Here is an 18,700-nt window from a genome sequence, read left to right as displayed (position 1 = left end):
AGTTGACCGGCCCGCAGGAGGTGTCTCGCGCCTCAGCCTTTGTTCGTGGGCGAGTGGCGGGTGAAGAGCAGGAAGATCAGGGCGATGGCGGCGATGGCCGCGCCCAGGCCGTACACGGTCGCGGCGCCGGCGCCGAGGGTGGAGCCGCCGATGATGGTGCCGAGGCCGATGCCGAGGTAGATGGAGGAGGAGTTGAGGGAGACCACCAGCGGGGCCTCCTGGGGGGCGACCTCGATCAGGCGGTGCTGCTGCGGGGGTGTCTGGCACCAACTGCTGGCGCCCCAGAGGAGGACCAGCAGGCCGACGACGGGCTTGAGGTCGGAGTCGGAGGCGGCGAGCCAGGCGAGGGCCCCGAGGGCGACGACCATGGCGGTGTAGCCGATGATCAGGACCTTGGTGGAGCCCCAGCGGTCGGTGGTGTAGCCCGCGGCGAGGTTGCCGATGACGGCGCCGAGGCCGTACAGGAAGAGCATCCACAGGATGGAACTCTCGGGCACCTTGACGGCTTCCAGCATGGGCACGCTGTAGGCGTACGCGGTGTAGCTGGCGCCCATGCCGAGGATGGTGAGCGGCAGGACGGCGAGGACGGCCGGCCGGCGCAGGACGGCGAGGCGGGTGCGTAGCGGCACCCGGACGTTGCCGGGGAGCCACGGCATGATCAGGCGCAGTATCACGGCGACGAGCAGGCAGAGTCCGGCGACGAGACCGAGGGCGGTGCGCCAGCCCAGCCAGTGGCTGGCGGCGTTGCCGAGCGGCACGCCGAGTGCGGTGGCGATGGTGAGGCCGCCGATGACCACGGCGAGGGCGCGGGCCCGCAGTTCGGGGCGGACGAGGGAGGCGCTGACGGCTCCGGCGTTGGGGGTGTAGGCGGCGGCGCCGGCGGCGGCGATGATGCGGCTGATGATCAGCACGGCCATGTTGGGGGCCAGTGCCGAGCCGAGGTTGGCGATGCCGAGTGTGAACAGTGCGGTGATCAGCAGGGTTCGGCGGGGAAGCCGGGCGAGGAGGGTGGCCAGGATGGGGGAGAGGACGGCGTAGGCGGCGGCGAAGACGGTGATCGACTGGCCGGCCGTGGCCGAGGAGACGTGCAGGTCCTTGGCCATGGAGGGGAGGAAGCCGGCCACGACGAAGGCGTCCGTGCCGACGGCGAATGTGCCTAAGGCGAGGACGAGGGTGGAGGACAGGCCGCCCTGGGGTGGTGAGCCGGGTTCGGCCGGAGCTTTCCGGTCGGCCGGAATCGAGACACTGGACATCCAGATTCTCCTTGCGGGTCGGTGCGCGTGCTGTGGTGTCGCCGCGCGGTGAGGCGGCCGGACCGTCGGGCGTGCGGTCAGCCGGTCATGCGGGCGTAGTGGCGTCGGGTGCGGTCGGCGGCCCCGCCCGGCGCGGCGGCCATGAGGTCGGCCACCGTCTGCCCGGCGAGTTCGCGGCGCCAGGCCAGTTCGGCCTTGCGCATCGCGGTGGCGATCCCGCACGGCTGTCGGAACTCCCGTGCGATGGCGCCACCACCGTCCGCACGCTGGCGGATCTCGGTGCAACGGAACACGTCGTCGGGGCCCTCGATGGCGGTGACCACGTCCATCAGAGTGATCTTCTCCGGCCGTCGGCCCAGCCGGAAGCCGCCCTTGGAGCCCGGCGTCGAGCTCAGGATGCCGGCCCGGACCAGCGCCTGTAGGCGCTTGGTCAGGTAGGCCGGCGGCAGGTCGAACCAGGCCGCCAGCCGTGCTGTCGGAACCGGTTGGTCACTGTCGAGCCATGCCAGGGTGAGGCAGCAGTGCAGGCCCCACTCGACTCCTTCACCCATTCGCATAACCAGGACAATACACGTCCAGGTTCTGTGTCGCAGGCCGGACGTGCCGGAGGCCCGGAATATGTCAAGTCGCGGCCCGACGAGGGCGTTGCGGCCCTGCCGGACCTCCGGTACAACGGTTGGCAGGCGTCCGGTCAGGCCTGCGAATCGGGCCTGAGGACCACCCTTCTGCCGTGCAGCTCGCCGCGTTCCATTCGGCCGTGGACCTCGGCGGCGGCGCTCAGCGGAAGGGCCTCGACCGCCAGGGGGCGCAGCCGTCCGGCCGCGAGCAGGCGGTTGATGGCGACGGCGGCCTCGGCCAGTTCGGTGCTGGTCGCATGCGAGATCACGAAGCCGGCGATCGAGCAGTCCTTCATGTAGAGCGGCCCGACCGGGAGGATCGGCCGCGAGCGGGCGCCGGCCAGCAGGACGATCCGTCCGCGCGGGGCGAGCAGGTCGACGGCGGTGGCCAGGTCGTTCTCCCCGGACGTGTCGAGGTGGAGGTCGACGCCGCCGGGGCAGGCCTGGGCGAGCCGTTCGGCGAGGTCCGGATCGCGGTAGTCCAGGGCCTCGGCCGCGCCCAGGGCGAGGCACTGTTCCAGGTCGCGGGCGGAGGCGGTGGCGACGACCCGGGCCCCGGCGTCGACGGCGAGGGTGACCAGCGCGGAGCCGACGTTCCCGGCCGCGCCGGCCACCAGGACGGTCTCACCGGCCCGCAGGCGGCCGTGCGTGAACAGGCCGAGGTAGGCGGTCGCGGCCGGATGGACGACGGCGACGGCCTCCTCGGGGAGGACGCCCTCAGGGAGGTGGTAGAGGCGGTCGGCGGGGACGACGACCTGCTCGGAGGCGGCGCCCTGGCGCCCGCCGTGGCCGAGGCTGTTGGTCCACACCCGGTCGCCGACGGCGAAGCCGGGGGCGGCCGGCCCGGCCGCGGCCACGGTGCCGACCAGGTCGCGGCCGATCACGAACGGGAACTCGACCGGGGTGCGGAAGAGGCCGGAGCGGACGAAGGTGTCCACCGGGTTGACGGTGGTGGCCGTGACGTCGACCAGGATGTCGGTCGGCCCGGGACGGAGGGAGGGAAGTTCGCCGTAGCGGATGTTCTCGGGCGGCCCGAGGGCCTCGATGAAGGCTGCTCGCATGCTCGGAGAGTCTTCCACCGGTCGGCGCCGGGGTGCCGCACGGAAGTCGTTTGTTCGTCAACTCGCGCGCGGTCGGCCCGCCCCTGATGGCCCCGGCACACCCCGCCGGGCGGCTCCGGGGGCGATCGCGCCTGCCCGCGTGCGCTGTCCGGTGGTCCGGCCATAGGCCGCGCGTGCAGCCGTGTGTCCGGTGCACCTGGGCCCGGCCCGAGCCCTCTGCATACCGTCGACCCATCTGAAGATGCGTCTGCCATGTAGAGGTTGGGGATCTCGATGAGCGACTTCGCCCTGCACATCAGGGACACGCGAACGCCCGGGCGCAAGCCGGGCGTCGGCAGTTCCCACGACATCGTCCTCTCGGAGCTGTGCCCGGCGCTGTTCGCGTCGCTGCCCCGGGCGGACCAGCGCCGCAAGGGCGTGGAGTACCTGCGCGGACTGCTGGGCGCGGAGGGCCGCAAGTCGGTGCGCAACATCGCGCGGCTGATCGGCGGGCAGGCCACGGAGCAGAACCTGCACCACTTCATCAGCAGCTCCACCTGGGAGTGGGACCCGGTGCGCGCCGCGCTGGCGCACTACGTGACGTCCGTCGCGCCGCCGCAGGCCTGGGTGGTGCAGCAGACGGTCATCCCGAAGGCCGGGGAGCACTCGGTGGGCGTGGATCGCAGGTTCATCTCCTCGCTCGGCCAGGTGCTCAACGCGCAGCAGGCGGTGGGTGTCTGGGCGGCGTCCGAGGAGGTGAGCATGCCGGTGAACTGGCGGCTGCACCTGTCCCGGGCGTGGCTGGACGACGTGCCGCGGCGCAGCCAGGCGTCCATCCCGGCGAGTGTGGACACCCGGACGCTGGGCGACTGCTCGGTCGAGGCGGTGCTGGAGCTGACCTCGGACTGGCGGCTGCCCACGCTGCCGGTGGTGATGGACGTCCGGGAGCTGGACGGGATGAAGGCGCTGCGGCGGCTGCGCGCGGCGGGGGTGCCGTTCCTCGTGCGGATCAACAGCACGCTGCCGCTCCGCCCGGCCGAGGGGGCCGGGCACGGCGCGGAGGCGATGCCGGCCCACCGGATCATCGGGGCGTGCCGGGACCGCAGGCGGATGGTGACCTGGACCGACCACGGCCAGGACGCCGGGCTGTGCACCGCGCTGGTCGGTGCCGTCCGGGTGCGGACGGTGCCCGGGGCGGCCCGCCCCCTGGGAGTGAACCGCAGGCCGGACGGCCCGGACCGCGACCTGCTGCTGCTCGGCGCGGGCAGCTCCGGCCGGCGCTGGCCGCAGGAGCTGTGGCTGGCCGACATCCCGGACGCCACGCCGGCCCAGCTGTTCCGGCTGAGCCTGCGGATCGGCCGGGTCGAGCGGGACTTCGACGAGATCGCGGACCGCACCGGTATCCGCGACTACACCGGCCGCTCCTTCAACGGCTGGCACCGCCATGTCACCCTCGCCTCGGCCGCACACGCGGTCGTGGCCCTCTCCCACACCGGCGGCCGCTCGCTCCGCCGGGTGAGCTAGGGGCTCTCCTTCGGATCACGCCCGCGCCCCGACACGGCCCTAGGTTCCTTGGCCGACTCCCGCCGACGGGCCGTCCTTGATGAGGAGGTCGCGGACGCGCGAGAGCCGTAGGGCGAGCTGGACTTCGAGGGCTTGGCCGGGGTCCTGCCAGTCGGGGCCGAGCAGTTCCGCGATGCGTTCCAGGCGGCGGGCGACGGTGTTCGGGTGGACGTGCAGCTTCTGGGCGGCCCGGGTGGGGCTGGCTCCGGTCTCGAAGTAGGCGTCCAGGGTGCGGCCGAGGTCGGTGAACCGCTGCCGGTCGTACTCGAGCACCGGACCGATGACCGAGTCGACGAAGGAGCGGACGTCCCGGTTGTCGGCGAGCAGGACACCGAGGAAGCCCAGCTCGCGGGGGGAGGCCGAGCGGCCGGTGGCATCGAGGGCGATCATCGCCTCCAGGCAGCGCAGCGCCTCCTGGTGGCAGTGGAAGACCGAGGCGGCGTCCGCGACCGGCCCGGCCGCCGCCACCGTGACCGGTTCGCTGAGCAGCGGGGCGAGTTCGTTCAGGACGGCCCGGGCCGTCGCGCCGGCGTCGGTGCCGGGCAGCAGCAGCACGGCGTTGCCGCCGTGCCCGACCCGCAGCCCGTTCAGTCGCTGGGCCAGGCCCGTGGCCAGGGCGCAGGCCCGGCCGACCGCTCGGGCCTCGGGGCGGACGACCACCACCACGTGCGGCGTGGCCAGGTTGATGCCGAGCCGGCGGGCGCGCTCCTCCAACTGCTGCGGCGGGCGCTGGGCGCTGGTGAGCAGGTCCTCCAACAGCTCGCCGTGGGCGCGGCCCTGTACGACGGTGGTGTCGCCGGTGCGCAGCAGCTGCACCGCCACCGCCTGGGCGGCCAGGTGCAGCAGTTCGTCGATGCCGGCCGCGGGGAGGTCCTCGGGGCGGAACACCAGGGTGCCGAGTATCTCGCCTCCGGCGGTGACCGGGGCCGCCCAGAGGCCGTCCGCGGTGTGGACCGGGCGTTTGGCGGCGTGCACCTCCGCGGCGGCGGGGCCGGTCTCGGGCATCCGGCCGGCGGTGGTCAGGACGGTGCCGTCCGCGGCGTGGATCCGCAGCGCGCCACCCAGGTTCCGGCTCACGGCTTCGGCGAGGCCGTGCAGTTCGCAGTCGGTCAGCGCCCGTTCGATCAGCTCGTGATGGATGCGCCGGTGCTCGCTGAGCTCCCGCAGCGACTCGGTGGTGCGTCCGTGCTCCTCGCGCAGGGTCTGCACGGTGGCCTTGGCGTCGTCGAGGACGAGGGTGCGCTGGACGGCCAGGCCGGCGAGCTCGCCGAGCAGGTTCGCGGTGGAGATCTCCTCCGGGGTGTAGTGCCGCACATTGCGGTCGGCGACGTAGAGCGCGCCGAAGGGGTGCGGGCCGTAGCTCAGCGGGACGGCCATGATCGCGCGCAGCCCTTCGGTCCGGACCACCTCGTCGATGTCGGTGCTGTGCTGGATCCGGTTGTCGTCGAGGTAGTCCGGGGTCCAGACCGGCGCGAGGTTGGCGACGGCGGCGTGGCCGAGTCCGGAGCCGCCGGTCAGCTGGAGGCCGACGTTGAGGGTGGAGGTGTGGCCGTCCGACGCCCGGATGTAGGACAGGCCGTCCTCCGGTCCGGGGAAGCTGACGTACGCCATGTCCGCGCCGAGGAGCAGGCGCGAGCGCCGGGTGACGGCCTTGAGCACCCCGTCGAGGGTGTCGGGGACGAGGAGGTCCCGGGCGGTGTCGAGCAGCGCGGACAGGCCCGCTTCGCGTTGCTGGCGCCCGCGGCGCTGGGCGCAGATGTCCAGTCCGAGCCGGACGGCCCGCTCGAGTGCGGCCGTCTCGGCCTCGGGGGCGCCGCCACAGGCGGCCTCGGCGAGCAGTGACTCGATGCGCGCCGGTGGTGCCTCCGCCACCAGCAAGGTCAGTACGGTCAGCGCGTCAGGCCGCTTCCGGACCCCCTGTTGGGCCATCTCTTATCCCCCACCCGTACATACCAGCCGTTTTGCCTGGCACATGCCAGGTGCTACAACGTGTTTATCATGTCACTTTGGGTGGAGCTCGGATGATTCCACGGTGTGGACGGTGGAGAGGGCACCGCCGAGTGGTCCCCGATGTGTTGCCGGGTCACCTTCCCGCCGCCCGTGCCGGTTGAGGAGGATGAGGTGGTGGCCACCAGGGAGGTGGTCCGGGCGACAACGCCCAGCTGGCGCGGTGGGGGCACAGGCGGACGGCATGAACGCGCTACGGGACTACCGCCGTTCGCTGGAACGAAGCAGGGCCGCGCTGGAGCACGCGCACCGGCCCGCGACCTTCCGGCTCTGCGGCCGTGAATGGGACCTGCTGCCAGGGATTTTCGCCCCGGTCTACTCGCCCACCACCGAGATCTCCATGCGCCTGCTCGGCCTGGACGACCCGCGGGCCGCCGGGCGCTCCGGCTCGCTGCTGGAGATCGGCTGCGGCAGCGGCGTCATCGCGGTGGCCGCAGCACTGGCCGGGCATGCCCGGGTGGTGGCCGGCGACATCAACGAGGCCGCCGTCCGCAACACCGAGATGAACGCCCACCGGCACGGCGTCGCCGACCGCGTCCACAGCGTGCACAGCGACCTGTTCGCCGCGCTCGCGCCCGAGGAGCGCTTCGACACCGTCTTCTGGCACTCCAACTACGTGCTCGCGCCGGAGGACTACCGCTACCGGACGATGCACGAGCGCGGCTACGTCGACCCGGGCTACGCCGCCCACCGCCGCTTCCTCGTCGAGGCTCCGGGCCGGCTGGCTCCGGGCGGCTCGGTGCTGCTGCACTTCAGCGAGCGCGGCGACCTGACGGCGCTGCGCCGGATCGCCGAGGAATGCGGGCGCACCCTGCGGGTGGTGCGCGGCGGCGTCTTCCCGGAGGGCGAGCAGGAGGTCGAGCACATGTTGATCGAGGTGACCGTGGCGCGCGGCCGGGCCGGCCACGAGACGGCACCCGGTACCGGCTTCTGACGTCCGGGTCCGGCGACCCGACCTGCCGCGCCGGCTTCGGCATGTGCCGCGAGGTGCCGGCGAACGGTGGTCCGCCCACCCCCGGGGTAGGCCTGGGCCACCAGGATCCGGCCGTGCCGTACGGCGTCCGGGCGGGTCGCGCGCCCGAGCCGTTCCATGGCCGGATCTCGCCGGTCCGCCACCTCGGGCGGACCTCTTCGAGGGTCTGCCGTCACCGTTCTTCGTCGCCCCCGGGCGAGATCTGACGGAGTGTGCCGCCACCTGATGGAGTATCCGCCACCTGACGAAGTGCGGGGGCGGGCGTTGGCGACACCTGGCGGCACGCCACAAGATCTGGAAGAGCCTCAGCCGTTCGGCGGCCGGCGGACCGCTGCCGGACCGGGACCCGGGCCGCGGGCCCGCCGGTCCTCCCCGACCCGTGCCATCCACAGCCTCGCCACGACGCCCTTCCGTGCGCGCCGCCGAGCCGGCGCACCTTCGCCCTGGGAGACACCCATGGTCACCGCCCTGTCCGCGCTCCTGTCCCGGCCCGCACTCCATCAGCCCGACTGGGCCGACCACGAGCACCTTCCCGACATCAAGGACCGGCTGGCCGGTCTGCCGCCGCTGGTCGGCCCGGCCGACGTCCGGCGGCTGCGCTCCGTGCTCGCCGAGGTCGCGGCCGGGCGGGCCCAGGTCGTACAGATCGGCGACTGCGCCGAGGACCCGGCGGAGTGCACCGCGGGCGACGTCGCCCGCAAGACCGGGCTGCTGGACGTCCTGGCCGGCATCGTCACGATGGCCACCCACCGGCCGGTGGTCCGGGTCGGCCGGATGGCCGGCCAGTTCGCCAAGCCCCGCTCCAAGCCGACCGAGTTCGTCGGCGGCCTGGAGATCCCGGTCTTCCGCGGCCACCTGGTCAACAGCCCCGAACCCGACCCGGAGCTGCGCCGCCCCGACCCGCGGCGGCTGCTCGACTGCTACTGGGCGGCGGCCGAGGCGATGACCCACCTCGGCTGGCCGGATCCGGACCGCCGCTCGCCGCTCAGCCCGCCGGTGTGGACCAGCCACGAGGCGCTGCTGCTCGACTACGAAGTTCCGATGATCCGTCAGATCAGTTACACCGAAAGCCTCTTGACGTCCACGCACTGGCCGTGGATCGGCGAGCGGACCCGCGACGTGGCCGGCGCCCACGTCGCGATGCTCGCGTCCGTGGCCAACCCGGTCGCGTGCAAGGTGGGCCCCGGCATGGCGCCCGAGGAACTGCTGGAGCTGTGCGCGCGGCTCGACCCGCGCCGCGAGCCCGGACGGCTGACCCTGATCGCCCGGATGGGCGCCGAGGTCGTCGCCGACCGGCTGCCCGCGCTGGTCAGGGCCGTCCGGGAGGCCGGCCACCCGGTCATCTGGCTCACCGACCCGATGCACGGCAACACCGTCACCGCGCCCGGTGGGCTGAAGACCCGCTTCGTGGAGACCGTCGTCCGGGAGATCCAGCACTTCCAGTACGCCGTCCGCTCCGAGGGCGGCGTGGCCGGCGGCCTGCACCTGGAGACCACGCCCGACGACGTCACCGAGTGCGCCCACGACGCCTCCGGGATGGCGCACGTCGGCGACAAGTACACCAGCTTCTGCGATCCCCGGCTCAACCCCGGCCAGGCCATCACCGTGGTCTCCGCCTGGGAGGGCTGACCCGCCGCGCCCGGAACGGCGCCACGCACCGCCACACCGAGAGAGCAACCGAGAGAGCAATCGAGAAAGCGACGGGCCGGCCACGCGTCGGCCCCGAGGGAGGTCCGGCAGTGACGAACACGATCGCCCTGGTCACCGGGGCAGCAGGCGGCATCGGCGCGGCCGTGGTCCGCGCCCTGGCCGAACAGGGCACCGCGGTGGCCGCGGCGGACCGCGACGAGGAGGGCCTGCGCAAGACCGTGGCCGCCCTCGCCGAGGAGGGCCTGCGGGTCGAGGCCTACCCGGTGGACGTCAGCGACCACCGCGCCGTCGACCTGCTCGTCGACCAGGTGGAGCGCGAACTCGGGCCGGTGGACCAACTGGTCAACGCCGCCGGGGTGCTGCGCCTCGGCGAGGTCCGGGACTTCTCCGTCGAGGACTGGACGGCCACCTTCGCGGTCAACGTCAACGGCGTCTTCCACGTTTCCCGCGCGGTGGTCGACCGGATGATCCCGCGCGGGCGCGGCGCCATCGTCACCGTCGCCTCCAACGCCGCCCGCACCCCGCGCACCGAGATGGCCGCCTACGCCGCCTCCAAGGCCGCCGCGACGATGTTCACCAAGAGCCTCGGCCTGGAGGTCGCCAGGTACGGCATCCGCTGCAACCTCGTCGCCCCCGGATCCACCGACACCCCGATGCTCACCTCGATGTGGCACGACGAATCCGGCCCGCAGGGCACCCTGCACGGTCGCGCGGACGCCTTCCGGGTCGGCATCCCGCTCAACAAGCTGGCCAGCCCCGCCGACATCGCCGCCGCCGTGCTCTTCCTGCTCTCCGACGCGGCCGGCCACATCACCCTGCACGACCTCACCGTCGACGGCGGCGCCGGCCTCGGCGCCTGACCGGCTCGCCCAACTCACCACTCCCCCAGGAGAGTCCACCGCATGGCAGGCATTCCGACCATCGAGCCCTATCCGATGCCGACCGCGGGCGAGCTGCCCGACAACACCGTGTCGTGGACCGTCCGCCCGGACCGCGCGGTGCTGCTCGTGCACGACATGCAGCGCTACTTCCTGCGCCCCTTCCCGGCGGACGAGGCACCCGGCCGGGAGCTGCTGCACAACGCCGCCCTGCTGCGCCGCCAGGCCGCCGAGCTCGGCGTGCCGGTCGCCTACACCGCCCAGCCGGGCGGCATGACCACCGAACAGCGCGGGCTGCTGCTGGACTTCTGGGGCCCCGGGATGCGGATGGACCCGGTCGACCGCGAGGTCGTCGAGTCGCTCGCCCCGGCCCCCGGCGACTGGCTGCTCACCAAGTGGCGCTACAGCGCCTTCTTCCGCTCCGACCTGCTCCAGCGGATGCGCGAGGAGGGCCGCGACCAGCTGATCCTGTGCGGCGTGTACGCCCACGTGGGCGTACTGATGACGGCCGTCGACGCCTTCACCAACGACATCCGGCCGTTCCTGGTCGCCGACGCCGTCGCGGACTTCTCCGCCGCCCACCACCGGCTCGCCCTGGAGTACGCCGCCGCGCGCTGCGCGATGCTGATCACCGCCAAGGAGACCTTCGCATGACCGACCGGACGACGGACCGGGCAAGCGAGCCGACGACGGACCGGACGAGCGAGCGGACGACGGACCGGACGACCGAGGAACTGCTGCGCCGGGTGCTCGCGGAGCGGCCGCCCGCCTTCGCCCTCCTGCACCGGCCCGAGACCACCGGCCCGGGCACGCTGGACGTCCTGTTCGGCGAGGTCGCCACCGCGCACACGCTGGACGGTGTCCCGCTGGGCCCCGAGCCCGGCCGCCCGGGCCCGGAGGTCCTGGTCCTGGTCCCGTACCGGCAGATCGCCGAGCGCGGCTTCGAGGCCCAGGACGACGGTGCCCCGCTGCTCGCCATGACGGTGACCGAGCACGCCACCGTCGACCTCGACGAAGCGCTGGCGCTGATCCCGGACCGGCCCACCGAGCTGACCGGCGCCCGCTTCGACCTCGGCGACGAGGAGTACGCCGACATCGTCCGCCGGGTGGTCGCCGAGGAGATCGGGCAGGGCGTCGGCGCCAACTTCGTCGTCCGCCGTACCTTCCTGGCCGAGATCAGCGACTACACCCTGCACGCCGCGCTGGCCTTCTTCCGCCGGCTGACCGAGCGCGAGGCGGGCGCCTACTGGATCTTCGTCGTGCACACCGGGGAGCGGACCTTCGTCGGCGCCAGCCCCGAGCGGCACATCAGCCTGGCCGACGGCGTCGCCGTGATGAACCCGATCAGCGGCACCTACCGCTACCCGGCCTCCGGCCCCACCCTGGCCGGCGTGATGGACTTCCTCGCCGACCGCAAGGAGGCCGACGAGCTCTACATGGTGGTCGACGAGGAGCTCAAGATGATGGCCCGGATCTGCGAGGGCGGCGGCCGGGTGGTCGGCCCGTACCTCAAGGAGATGGCCCGGCTCGCGCACACCGAGTACCTCATCGAGGGCCGGACCGACCGCGACCCGCGCGAGATCCTCCGCGAGACGATGTTCGCCCCGACCGTCACCGGCAGCCCGCTGGAGAGCGCCGCCCGGGTCATCCGCCGTTACGAGCCCGCCGGGCGCGGCTACTACAGCGGCGTGGCCGCGCTGATCGGCCGGGACGAGCACGGCGGGCGCACGATGGACTCCGCGATCCTGATCCGCACCGCCGACATCGACACCGCCGGCCGGATCCAGATCGGAGTCGGCGCCACCCTGGTGCGCCACTCCGACCCGGCCTCCGAGGTCGCCGAGACCAGGGCCAAGGCGGCCGGGCTGCTGGCCGCGCTGGAAGCCGGAGGCCCGCGCACCTTCGCCGGCCACCCGCGGGTACTGGCCGCGCTGGAGCGGCGCAACACCGGCATCTCGGACTTCTGGCTGGCCGAGGACGCGGACCGCGGCCGGCGGCTCGCCGAATTCGCCGGGCGCCGGGTGCTCGTGATCGACGCCGAGGACACCTTCACCGCCATGATCGGCCACCAACTCACGTCACTGGGGCTTGAGGTGACGATCCGTCGATTCGACGAGCAGTACGCCTTCGACGGCTTCGACCTGGTCGTGATGGGCCCGGGGCCGGGAGACCCGCGGCAGGCCGACCATCCCAAGATCGCCGGTCTGCGCTCCGCGGTGGCCGAGTTGCTCGCCCGGCGGCGCCCGTTCGTCGCGGTCTGTCTCAGTCACCAGGTGCTGTCCACCCTGCTCGGCCTGCCGCTGCGCCGCCGGGACGTCCCCAACCAGGGCGTCCAACGCGAGATCGACCTGTTCGGCGCTCGCGAGCGGGTGGGCTTCTACAACACCTTCGCCGCCATCAGCCCGCACGACACGGTCGACGTGGACGGCGTCGGCACCGTCGAGGCCGCCCGCGACCGGGAGACCGGCGAGGTGCACGCCCTGCGCGGCCCGCACTTCGCGTCCATGCAGTTCCATGCCGAGTCGGTGCTCACCCAGGACGGCCCCCGGATCGTCGGTGGCCTGATCGCCGAGGTCCTCCGTGCCGGGGCGATCCTTGCCGGGTAGTCTCCGGGAGACCGCACGGGAGAGGGGCCGACAGGATGGGCGATGACCGCGCCACCGGCGAATGGGGAGCGGAACTGCTCGACGTCGGGGCCTACCTGGCCCGCACCGGCGTCCCCGGTCCGCTGCCCCCCGAACCCGGGACGCTGCGCCGGCTGCACCGCGCCCACCTGCTGGCCCTCCCGTTCGAGAACCTCGACATCCCGCTCGGCCGCGGCGTCCCGCTCGACCTGGACCGCGTCCAGGCCAAGCTGGTCGCCGGCGGCCGCGGCGGCTACTGCTTCGAACAGAACCTGCTCTTCGCCGCAGTGCTGGAACGCCTGGGCTTCCAGGTCACCAGGCTCGCCGCCCGAGCCCTGCTGAACGCCGGCCGACCGCTGCCACGCACCCACCTGGTGCTGCTGGTGACGGTCGGCCAGGCGCGTTTCCTCGCCGACGTCGGCTTCGGCGACAAGGGGCCGCTGGAGCCGCTGCCGCTGACCGACGGCGCCCTGGCCGAGCCCGACGGCTGGACTCACCGGCTCCGCCGGGTCGGCTCGGAACCGGACTGCTGGGTGCTCGAACTCCTCTGCCCCGACGGGTGGTTGCCGCTCTACCGGTTCGAGACGGGCCTGCCGCTGCACCAGGTCGACTGCGTGGTGATGAACCACTACACCTCCACCCACGAGCGCTCCCCGTTCACCGGCCGGGCCTACCTGTCCAGGATCACGCCGCAGCGCCGGCTCTCCCTCGACGGCCGGCGGCTGGTCGTCGGCCGCGCCGACGGCACGACGGAGGCCGCGGACCTCACCGACGAGCGGTACGCCGCCGTGCTCGCGGAGGACTTCGGCGTCCGGCTCGGGCCCGGGGACCTGCGGTCCGTCCTGCGGAGCCTGCCGGCCATCGACTCCTCCTGACACGCGTCGGCCCCTCCTGACACACGTCGGCCCCGGCGGGTCTCACGACACCGCCGGGGCCGACGCCTTCGTCGGCTCAGGCCTCCTCGGCCGTGGCCAGCTCCCTGGCCAGCTCCAGCCGCTTCACCTTGGTCGTGGCGGTGTGCGGCAGCTCGTCCAGCCGGCGCTGCACCGGCGGGGCCAAGGTGGGCAGGCCGGCCACCGCGCGGTTCCAGCGGGCGAGGTCGAGCGGCTGGTCGTCCCGGGTGCAGACCACGGGCACCGGGGCCTTGTCCCCGCCGGGCACGATGATCACCTCCAGCAGCTCGGGCAGCCGGGTGAACAGCTTGTCCTCCAGGTCCAGGGTGCTGTTGATCCCCGGGATCTCGTCGACCTCGCGGTCCAGCAGGTGCAGGCAGCCCCACCGGGTGCGGTAGCCGAGGTCGCCCATCCGCCACCAGCCGTCCCGCGAGAACTGGCCCTCGAAGCGCTCCCGCTCGCCGAAGTAGGTGACGATCTGCCCGCCGCTGCGCACCTCGATGTGGCCGGGGGAGTTCTTGGTCACCGGCCGGCTGTCCCGGCTGACCACCCGGACCTCGGTCATCCCGGGGAAGGTCCGCCCGACGCAGCGGCCGTCGGCGCCGCTGCGGCGGTGCCGGGTGTAGGTGCGGGCGGCGATGGCGCCGGTCTCGCTCTGCCCGTACGTCTGGGCGAAGAACGGCAGGCTGCGCTCGGACGCGCCCAGCAGGGTGTCGACCGTGCGGGGGTGGATGGCGTCGAAGGTGTTGCTGAAGCAGCGGACCTTGGCCAGCGGCTTCGCCGGGTGGTCCGCCAGGACCTCCCAGCTCAGCAGGGTGTTGGGGTGGGACTCGATCACCCCCGGGGGGATCCGGGCGAACAGCTTCGCGACGTGCTCCGGCTCGTCGTCCCGCAGGATGATCATGGGGTGGCCGCGCAGCGCGAACAGCGCGGCCCCGCTGATCATCCGCGAGTGGGCGAAGGAGACGTGTACGGCGATCGGCTCGTGCCGCCCGACCGGGGCGAGCAGCACCGACTGCGGGCGGCAGCGGGCCTGGATCGTGATGCCGGTCTGGACGGCGAGCTTGGGCAGGCCGGTGGTGCCCGAGGTGTGGGTGATCAGGGCCGGCTGGTCCTGCGGCATGATCACGGGCGCCACCCGCTCGACCCCGGCCAGCCCGGCCAGCGCGGTCGCGCCCGGGAACTCCCCGGTGGCCACCAGTACCCGCTCGGTCAGGTCGAACACCTCGGACGGGAGTTCCTGCTCCAGCTTCGCCGCGTCGGTGAGCAGCGTCGGCCGGGACAGCCGCCCCAGCAGACGGGCGACGGTGGTGCCGTCCAGCTTCGGGGACAGCAGCACCGGGACCCCGCCGACCCGGGCGACGCTGTAGGCGAGCAGCGAGATGTCGAAGCTGTCCGACTTGTGGATCACCACGTGCGAGCCGGGGCGGACCTGGGAAGCCCACAGTCGGGCGGCGAAGTCGTCGACCAGATCGGCGAGTTCGGTCAGGGTGACCCGCCGGCCCAGCTCCGGGGCGATGTCGAGGTCGTGGTCGAGGTAGACCGGGCTCGCCGGGTGACGGGCGGCCGCGCGGTCGAAGACCGTGCCCAGTCGGATGCCTCGGTTGCCGACGCGTTGCAGGAACATGCTCCTCTTCCCCTTCGGTTGGTCGCAGATCGCTCGGGAGTCCGGCGCCGGGGCGCCGGCGCCGGGCCGGCCTCACGGCTCGCGCAGGGCCCGGTCGACGAGGGGGCCGGCCGCCCCGGTGTACGAGGTCGGATCGCACAGCCGAGAGAGCTCGGCCCTGCCGAACATGCCGTCGAGAGCAGGCAGTTCGGCGAGCACCTGCTCCAGTGGCCGCCCATCGCGGTCGGCCTCGCCGGAGGCCTCGGTGAGCAGCTGCTTGGCCGTCGCCTTGCCGAGCCGGGGCGCCAGGACGGCGACGATCCGTTCCGAGACGATCTGACTACCAGTCAATTCCAGGTTGGTGCGCATCCGTTCGGGCCGGACCTCCAGCCCCTCGGCGAGCTCCACCGCAGTGTGCGCGGCGCCCCCGGTCAGCCGCAGCGCCTCGCGCAGCAGCTGCCACTCGGCGTGCCAGGCGCCCCCCGAGCGCTCGTCCTCGGCCAGCAGGCACTGGGTGAGCCCGGTGGCGATCACCGGCACCTGCAGCGCGGCGCTGCGGATCAGGGTGGCCAGTACCGGGTTGCGCTTGTGCGGCATCGCGGAGGAGCTGCCGCGCCCGGCCGCGGTGGGCTCGGCCACCTCGCCGACCTCCGTCCTGGTCAGCGACTGCACGTCGATCGCGATCTTGCCGAGGGCGCCGGCGGTGAAGGCCAGCGCTCCGGCGAGGTCGGCGATCGGGGTGCGCAGCGCGTGCCAGGGCAGCACCGGGCGGGCCAGCCCGGTTTCGGCGGCGAAGGCAGTGAGCAGCCGGTCCAGGTAGTCGCCCGGGTCCGGCGCCGCCCCGTTCGCGGCCGCGCCGTCGATCCGGGCGTACTCCAGGTACCCGGCGAGGGTGCCGGCGGCGCCGCCGAGCGAGACCGGCAGACCGTGCTCGGCGACGTGCCCGAGCCGCTGCTCGGCGTCCAGGACGAGCCGGCGCCAGCCGGCCGCCTTGAGGCCGAAGGTGGTCGGTACGGCCTGCAGGGCGAGCGTGCGGCCGGGGAGGACGGTGTCCCGGTGCCGTTCGGCGAGGACGGCCAGGGCCCGCGCGGTGCGGGCGAGGTCGGCGCGGATGATCCGCAGGGCCTGGGCGGCCACCAGCATCGCGCCGGTGTCCAGGACGTCCTGGCTGGTGGAGCCGCGGTGGACGTACTCGGCGGCGGCCCGGTCCTCGGCCGCCACCACCGCGGTCAGCGCCCGGACCAGCCCGACCACCGGGTTGGCGGTCTCCCGGGACTCGACCGCGAGGGACCGCAGGTCCAGCAGCTCGGCGCGGGCCAGGCGGGTGATGGTGTCGGCGGCGGTCTTCGGCAGGGTGCCCAGCCCGGCCTGGGCCCGGGCCAGCGCCGCTTCGGCGTCCAGCATGGCCTGCAGCCAGGCCCGGTCGCAGACGGCGGCCTCGACCGGCGTCCCGGCGCGGACCGGCGAGAGCAGCCCGGAGTCGGTCAGGATGTCGGCCGCGTCGTGCGCGTCGTGCGGGCCTTGCGCGTCGAGCGCGTCGTGCGGGTCGCCGGGTCCGTGCGGGGCGACCGGCTCGTCAGGGTCGGTCATATCAGCACTCCGGTCAGGTCGGTGACGGCCGCGTCCGGCCGGACCCCGAAGGGCAGCTGGGTGGTGGGCGGCAGGGCGAGCAGCGAGCGGGCGATCGCGTCCGAGTCGCCGAGCGTCACCGAGTCCACGCCGGGCCGGATTCCGGCCGCCGTCACCCAGTGCACCGACTCGGTCGGCACCCCGTAGGCGTAGCGCCGCGGGTGCGCGCGGCCCCGGGTGTCCAGCAGCCGGTACGGCCGTTTGGTGACGGCCAGGCCGCCGGTCTCGTAATCGGTGCCGCCCGTGCCCGGGATCCGGTACGCGGTGGCCTGCTCGGTGCTCAGCAGGTGCTGCAGCAGCGGGTCGGTGGTGCGGCGCAGGTCGGGTTCGGGCAGCCGGGCCTCGATCAGGACGGTGGCGCGCACCGGCGGCTGGGGCACCGCCCGGGAGGTGAGCACGTAGGCGGCCGCCTCGGTGTCGATCCGGATCTCGGTGCCCGGGCCGGTGAGTTCGACCACCCCGGCCTCGATCAGGGCGATCAGCTCCTCGATCCGGGAGACCGGCGGGCCGATCGACAGGAAAGCGTTGAGCGGGGTGTACCAGCCCTCCAGGTCGTCCCGGTGCGAGTTCCCCTCCAGCCCGCCGTGGTCCACCGCGAGGCGGATCTCGTTGCGCAGGTCGCGCAGGATGTCCAGGGCGGTCTTGAGCGGGCCGCTGAGGTTGCCGGCGCGGGCCGCCTCGACGTCCTCGGCCAGGTACCCGAGCAGCCAGTCGCGGAAGTCCTCCGGCCCGGTGAACTCCCGGTCCCCGTAAGGGCGGAAGAGCCGCTCCCAGTCCCAACGCTCCGACTCGGGGATGCCGTGCTCGTCGAGCAGGGCCGCGAAGCCGCCGCCGTGGGCGACCGTCAGGTACCGCTGGACGAAGGGCTCCCGCTCGGCGCCGCGGCCCTTCGCTTCGAGCAGCGTGCCGTAGTAGACGCTCTCCACCTCGCGCGCGATCAGCGGCCACAGGTCGGTGCGGAACTGCACCGGCTCACCGGCCGCGGACTGCTCGCGCAGCCCGGCGATGTACTCGGCGGTCAGCAACCGGGGGAAGTAACGGCCGTACGCGCCCTTCTCGTTCTCGCCGCGGGCGTGGTACGGGATGCCGCGGCGCGAAGTGGCGAACAGTTTCGGCTCCCGGCCCGACGGCCGGTACACCAGCCGTCCGTCCGCGCGGACGAAGGCGCCGCCCCGGCCGACCGTGAACAGGGCCATGTGGTCGAAGAAGTTCAGCCCGAGTCCGCGCAACAGGACGTGTTGGCCCGGCAGGATGCCGCTCAGGTCGAGGTCCGCCGGGTTGGCCGGGGTGATGTAGGTGAGGTGGTGGATCCGGGACAGGCTCGCCGTCCGCTCCTCGTGCGGGGTCGGCCGGGCCGCGACGTGGCCCTGGGCGAGCACGATGGCGTCCAGGTGGTTGAGCCGGCTGCCGTTCTCCAGGCGGATGCCCTGCGGGCCGCCGGGGACACCGTGGGTGTCCGCCATCGCCACCGCCCGCGAGCGGTGCACCTGGACGGTGACGTGCGCGGGCGCGCCGTCCACCACCCGGCGGAAGCTCGCGTTCAGGTAGCGCCCGTAGAACGCCCGGGTGGGGTAGCTGTCGGCTTGCAGGGCGCGGGCCTCGGCCACGCACTCCTCGTCCTGCCCGGAGGCCGCGCCGGCCTCGGCGACCTCCACCGCCCACTCCCACAGGCTCGGACCGGGCTCGATCGGGCCGTCGATCCGGGAGCTGTCGTCGGTGTACACGGTGATCTGCGAGGCCACGGTGTTCATCAGCAGGTGCCGTGACTGGTCCTGGCGCCAGACGGCGCCGGCGCCGGGCGCGGCCGGGTCGACCATGTGCACCGTGATGGAGCCGTGCGAGGGCGCTGCGCGCTCGTTGGCGCAGAGCCGTTCCAGAACGGACAGGCCGCGCGGGCCGGCCCCGATGACGCAGACCTCCAGTGCCGCCTTGCTGCCTACTGTGCTCATGCGCCCGCCTCGCTTCGC

Annotated in this window: 14 protein-coding genes; 7 read left to right on the top strand and 7 right to left on the bottom strand. The window is 73.5% G+C overall.

Annotated features, from left to right (window positions below):
- Nucleotides 1-32: 32 nt before the first annotated feature.
- The 3 genes from A6F73_RS04370 to A6F73_RS04360 form a co-directional block, all read right to left on the bottom strand.
- Nucleotides 33-1,253, bottom strand: coding sequence for an MFS transporter (locus A6F73_RS04370; protein ID WP_063346545.1), 1,221 nt, complete (start codon nucleotides 1,251-1,253; stop codon nucleotides 33-35).
- Between the two features lie 77 nt (nucleotides 1,254-1,330).
- Nucleotides 1,331-1,810, bottom strand: coding sequence for an Rrf2 family transcriptional regulator (locus tag A6F73_RS04365; protein ID WP_063346544.1), 480 nt, complete (start codon nucleotides 1,808-1,810; stop codon nucleotides 1,331-1,333).
- 134 nt (nucleotides 1,811-1,944) lie between these two features.
- The gene (locus A6F73_RS04360; protein WP_063346543.1) at nucleotides 1,945-2,931 is read right to left on the bottom strand and encodes an NADPH:quinone reductase; all 987 of its coding nucleotides are present in this window, start codon (nucleotides 2,929-2,931) and stop codon (nucleotides 1,945-1,947) included.
- Nucleotides 2,932-3,204: 273 nt separating this feature from the next.
- Between A6F73_RS04360 and A6F73_RS04355 the strand changes: the two genes are divergently transcribed.
- Complete coding sequence (locus A6F73_RS04355) at nucleotides 3,205-4,434, top strand: transposase (protein ID WP_244293283.1); 1,230 nt, start codon at nucleotides 3,205-3,207, stop codon at nucleotides 4,432-4,434.
- Between the two features lie 39 nt (nucleotides 4,435-4,473).
- On the opposite strand, the gene A6F73_RS04350 is transcribed toward A6F73_RS04355, so the two are convergent.
- Nucleotides 4,474-6,402, bottom strand: coding sequence for a helix-turn-helix domain-containing protein (locus A6F73_RS04350; protein WP_063346542.1), 1,929 nt, complete (start codon nucleotides 6,400-6,402; stop codon nucleotides 4,474-4,476).
- Nucleotides 6,403-6,664: 262 nt separating this feature from the next.
- Between A6F73_RS04350 and A6F73_RS04345 the strand changes: the two genes are divergently transcribed.
- The 6 genes from A6F73_RS04345 (at nucleotide 6,665) to A6F73_RS04320 (ending at nucleotide 13,480) form a co-directional block, all read left to right on the top strand.
- On the top strand, nucleotides 6,665-7,414 hold the full coding sequence (locus A6F73_RS04345; protein WP_063350930.1) for a 50S ribosomal protein L11 methyltransferase: 750 nt from the start codon (nucleotides 6,665-6,667) through the stop codon (nucleotides 7,412-7,414).
- A gap of 495 nt (nucleotides 7,415-7,909) precedes the next feature.
- A complete protein-coding gene (locus A6F73_RS04340; protein ID WP_063346541.1) occupies nucleotides 7,910-9,082 on the top strand; it encodes a 3-deoxy-7-phosphoheptulonate synthase in 1,173 nt (390 codons plus the stop codon).
- Between the two features lie 110 nt (nucleotides 9,083-9,192).
- Entirely contained in the window at nucleotides 9,193-9,963 is a 771-nt protein-coding gene (locus A6F73_RS04335; protein WP_063346540.1) for a 2,3-dihydro-2,3-dihydroxybenzoate dehydrogenase, read from the top strand.
- A 42-nt stretch (nucleotides 9,964-10,005) separates the two neighbouring features.
- A complete protein-coding gene (locus A6F73_RS04330) occupies nucleotides 10,006-10,635 on the top strand; it encodes an isochorismatase family protein (protein ID WP_063346539.1) in 630 nt (209 codons plus the stop codon).
- Nucleotides 10,632-12,587 carry an anthranilate synthase family protein gene (locus tag A6F73_RS04325; RefSeq protein ID WP_079135421.1) on the top strand — a complete coding sequence of 652 codons (1,956 nt, stop codon included), beginning with the start codon at nucleotides 10,632-10,634 and terminating at the stop codon, nucleotides 12,585-12,587. The genes A6F73_RS04330 and A6F73_RS04325 overlap by 4 nt, the downstream gene beginning before the upstream one ends.
- 35 nt (nucleotides 12,588-12,622) lie before the next feature.
- Complete coding sequence (locus A6F73_RS04320; RefSeq protein WP_063346538.1) at nucleotides 12,623-13,480, top strand: arylamine N-acetyltransferase; 858 nt, start codon at nucleotides 12,623-12,625, stop codon at nucleotides 13,478-13,480.
- A gap of 76 nt (nucleotides 13,481-13,556) precedes the next feature.
- On the opposite strand, the gene A6F73_RS04315 is transcribed toward A6F73_RS04320, so the two are convergent.
- From A6F73_RS04315 to A6F73_RS04305, 3 genes are all read right to left on the bottom strand, one after another.
- Entirely contained in the window at nucleotides 13,557-15,125 is a 1,569-nt protein-coding gene (locus A6F73_RS04315; RefSeq protein ID WP_063346537.1) for a class I adenylate-forming enzyme family protein, read from the bottom strand.
- A gap of 72 nt (nucleotides 15,126-15,197) precedes the next feature.
- Entirely contained in the window at nucleotides 15,198-16,694 is a 1,497-nt protein-coding gene (locus A6F73_RS04310) for an adenylosuccinate lyase family protein (protein WP_079135420.1), read from the bottom strand.
- Complete coding sequence (locus A6F73_RS04305; protein WP_063346536.1) at nucleotides 16,691-18,682, bottom strand: FAD/NAD(P)-binding protein; 1,992 nt, start codon at nucleotides 18,680-18,682, stop codon at nucleotides 16,691-16,693. Before A6F73_RS04305 ends, A6F73_RS04310 begins: the two co-directional genes overlap by 4 nt.
- Nucleotides 18,683-18,700: the final 18 nt, after the last annotated feature.

Origin of the sequence: Streptomyces sp. MJM8645 (assembly GCF_001625365.1) — a bacterium.
GTDB lineage: Bacteria > Actinomycetota > Actinomycetes > Streptomycetales > Streptomycetaceae > Kitasatospora.
This window is presented reverse-complemented; position numbering and strand designations above follow the sequence as displayed.

What these genes read in the sequence shown, in the direction of transcription:
- A6F73_RS04350 (WP_063346542.1), bottom strand. Translation starts at nt 6,402, where the DNA reads ATGGCCCAACAGGGGGTCCGGAAGCGGCCTGACGCGCTGACCGTACTG.
- A6F73_RS04320 (WP_063346538.1), top strand. Translation starts at nt 12,623, where the DNA reads ATGGGCGATGACCGCGCCACCGGCGAATGGGGAGCGGAACTGCTCGAC.
- A6F73_RS04325 (WP_079135421.1), top strand. Translation starts at nt 10,632, where the DNA reads ATGACCGACCGGACGACGGACCGGGCAAGCGAGCCGACGACGGACCGG.
- A6F73_RS04330 (WP_063346539.1), top strand. Translation starts at nt 10,006, where the DNA reads ATGGCAGGCATTCCGACCATCGAGCCCTATCCGATGCCGACCGCGGGC.
- A6F73_RS04305 (WP_063346536.1), bottom strand. Translation starts at nt 18,682, where the DNA reads ATGAGCACAGTAGGCAGCAAGGCGGCACTGGAGGTCTGCGTCATCGGG.
- A6F73_RS04370 (WP_063346545.1), bottom strand. Translation starts at nt 1,253, where the DNA reads ATGTCCAGTGTCTCGATTCCGGCCGACCGGAAAGCTCCGGCCGAACCC.
- A6F73_RS04355 (WP_244293283.1), top strand. Translation starts at nt 3,205, where the DNA reads ATGAGCGACTTCGCCCTGCACATCAGGGACACGCGAACGCCCGGGCGC.
- A6F73_RS04340 (WP_063346541.1), top strand. Translation starts at nt 7,910, where the DNA reads ATGGTCACCGCCCTGTCCGCGCTCCTGTCCCGGCCCGCACTCCATCAG.
- A6F73_RS04360 (WP_063346543.1), bottom strand. Translation starts at nt 2,931, where the DNA reads ATGCGAGCAGCCTTCATCGAGGCCCTCGGGCCGCCCGAGAACATCCGC.
- A6F73_RS04345 (WP_063350930.1), top strand. Translation starts at nt 6,665, where the DNA reads ATGAACGCGCTACGGGACTACCGCCGTTCGCTGGAACGAAGCAGGGCC.
- A6F73_RS04315 (WP_063346537.1), bottom strand. Translation starts at nt 15,125, where the DNA reads ATGTTCCTGCAACGCGTCGGCAACCGAGGCATCCGACTGGGCACGGTC.
- A6F73_RS04365 (WP_063346544.1), bottom strand. Translation starts at nt 1,810, where the DNA reads ATGCGAATGGGTGAAGGAGTCGAGTGGGGCCTGCACTGCTGCCTCACC.
- A6F73_RS04310 (WP_079135420.1), bottom strand. Translation starts at nt 16,694, where the DNA reads ATGACCGACCCTGACGAGCCGGTCGCCCCGCACGGACCCGGCGACCCG.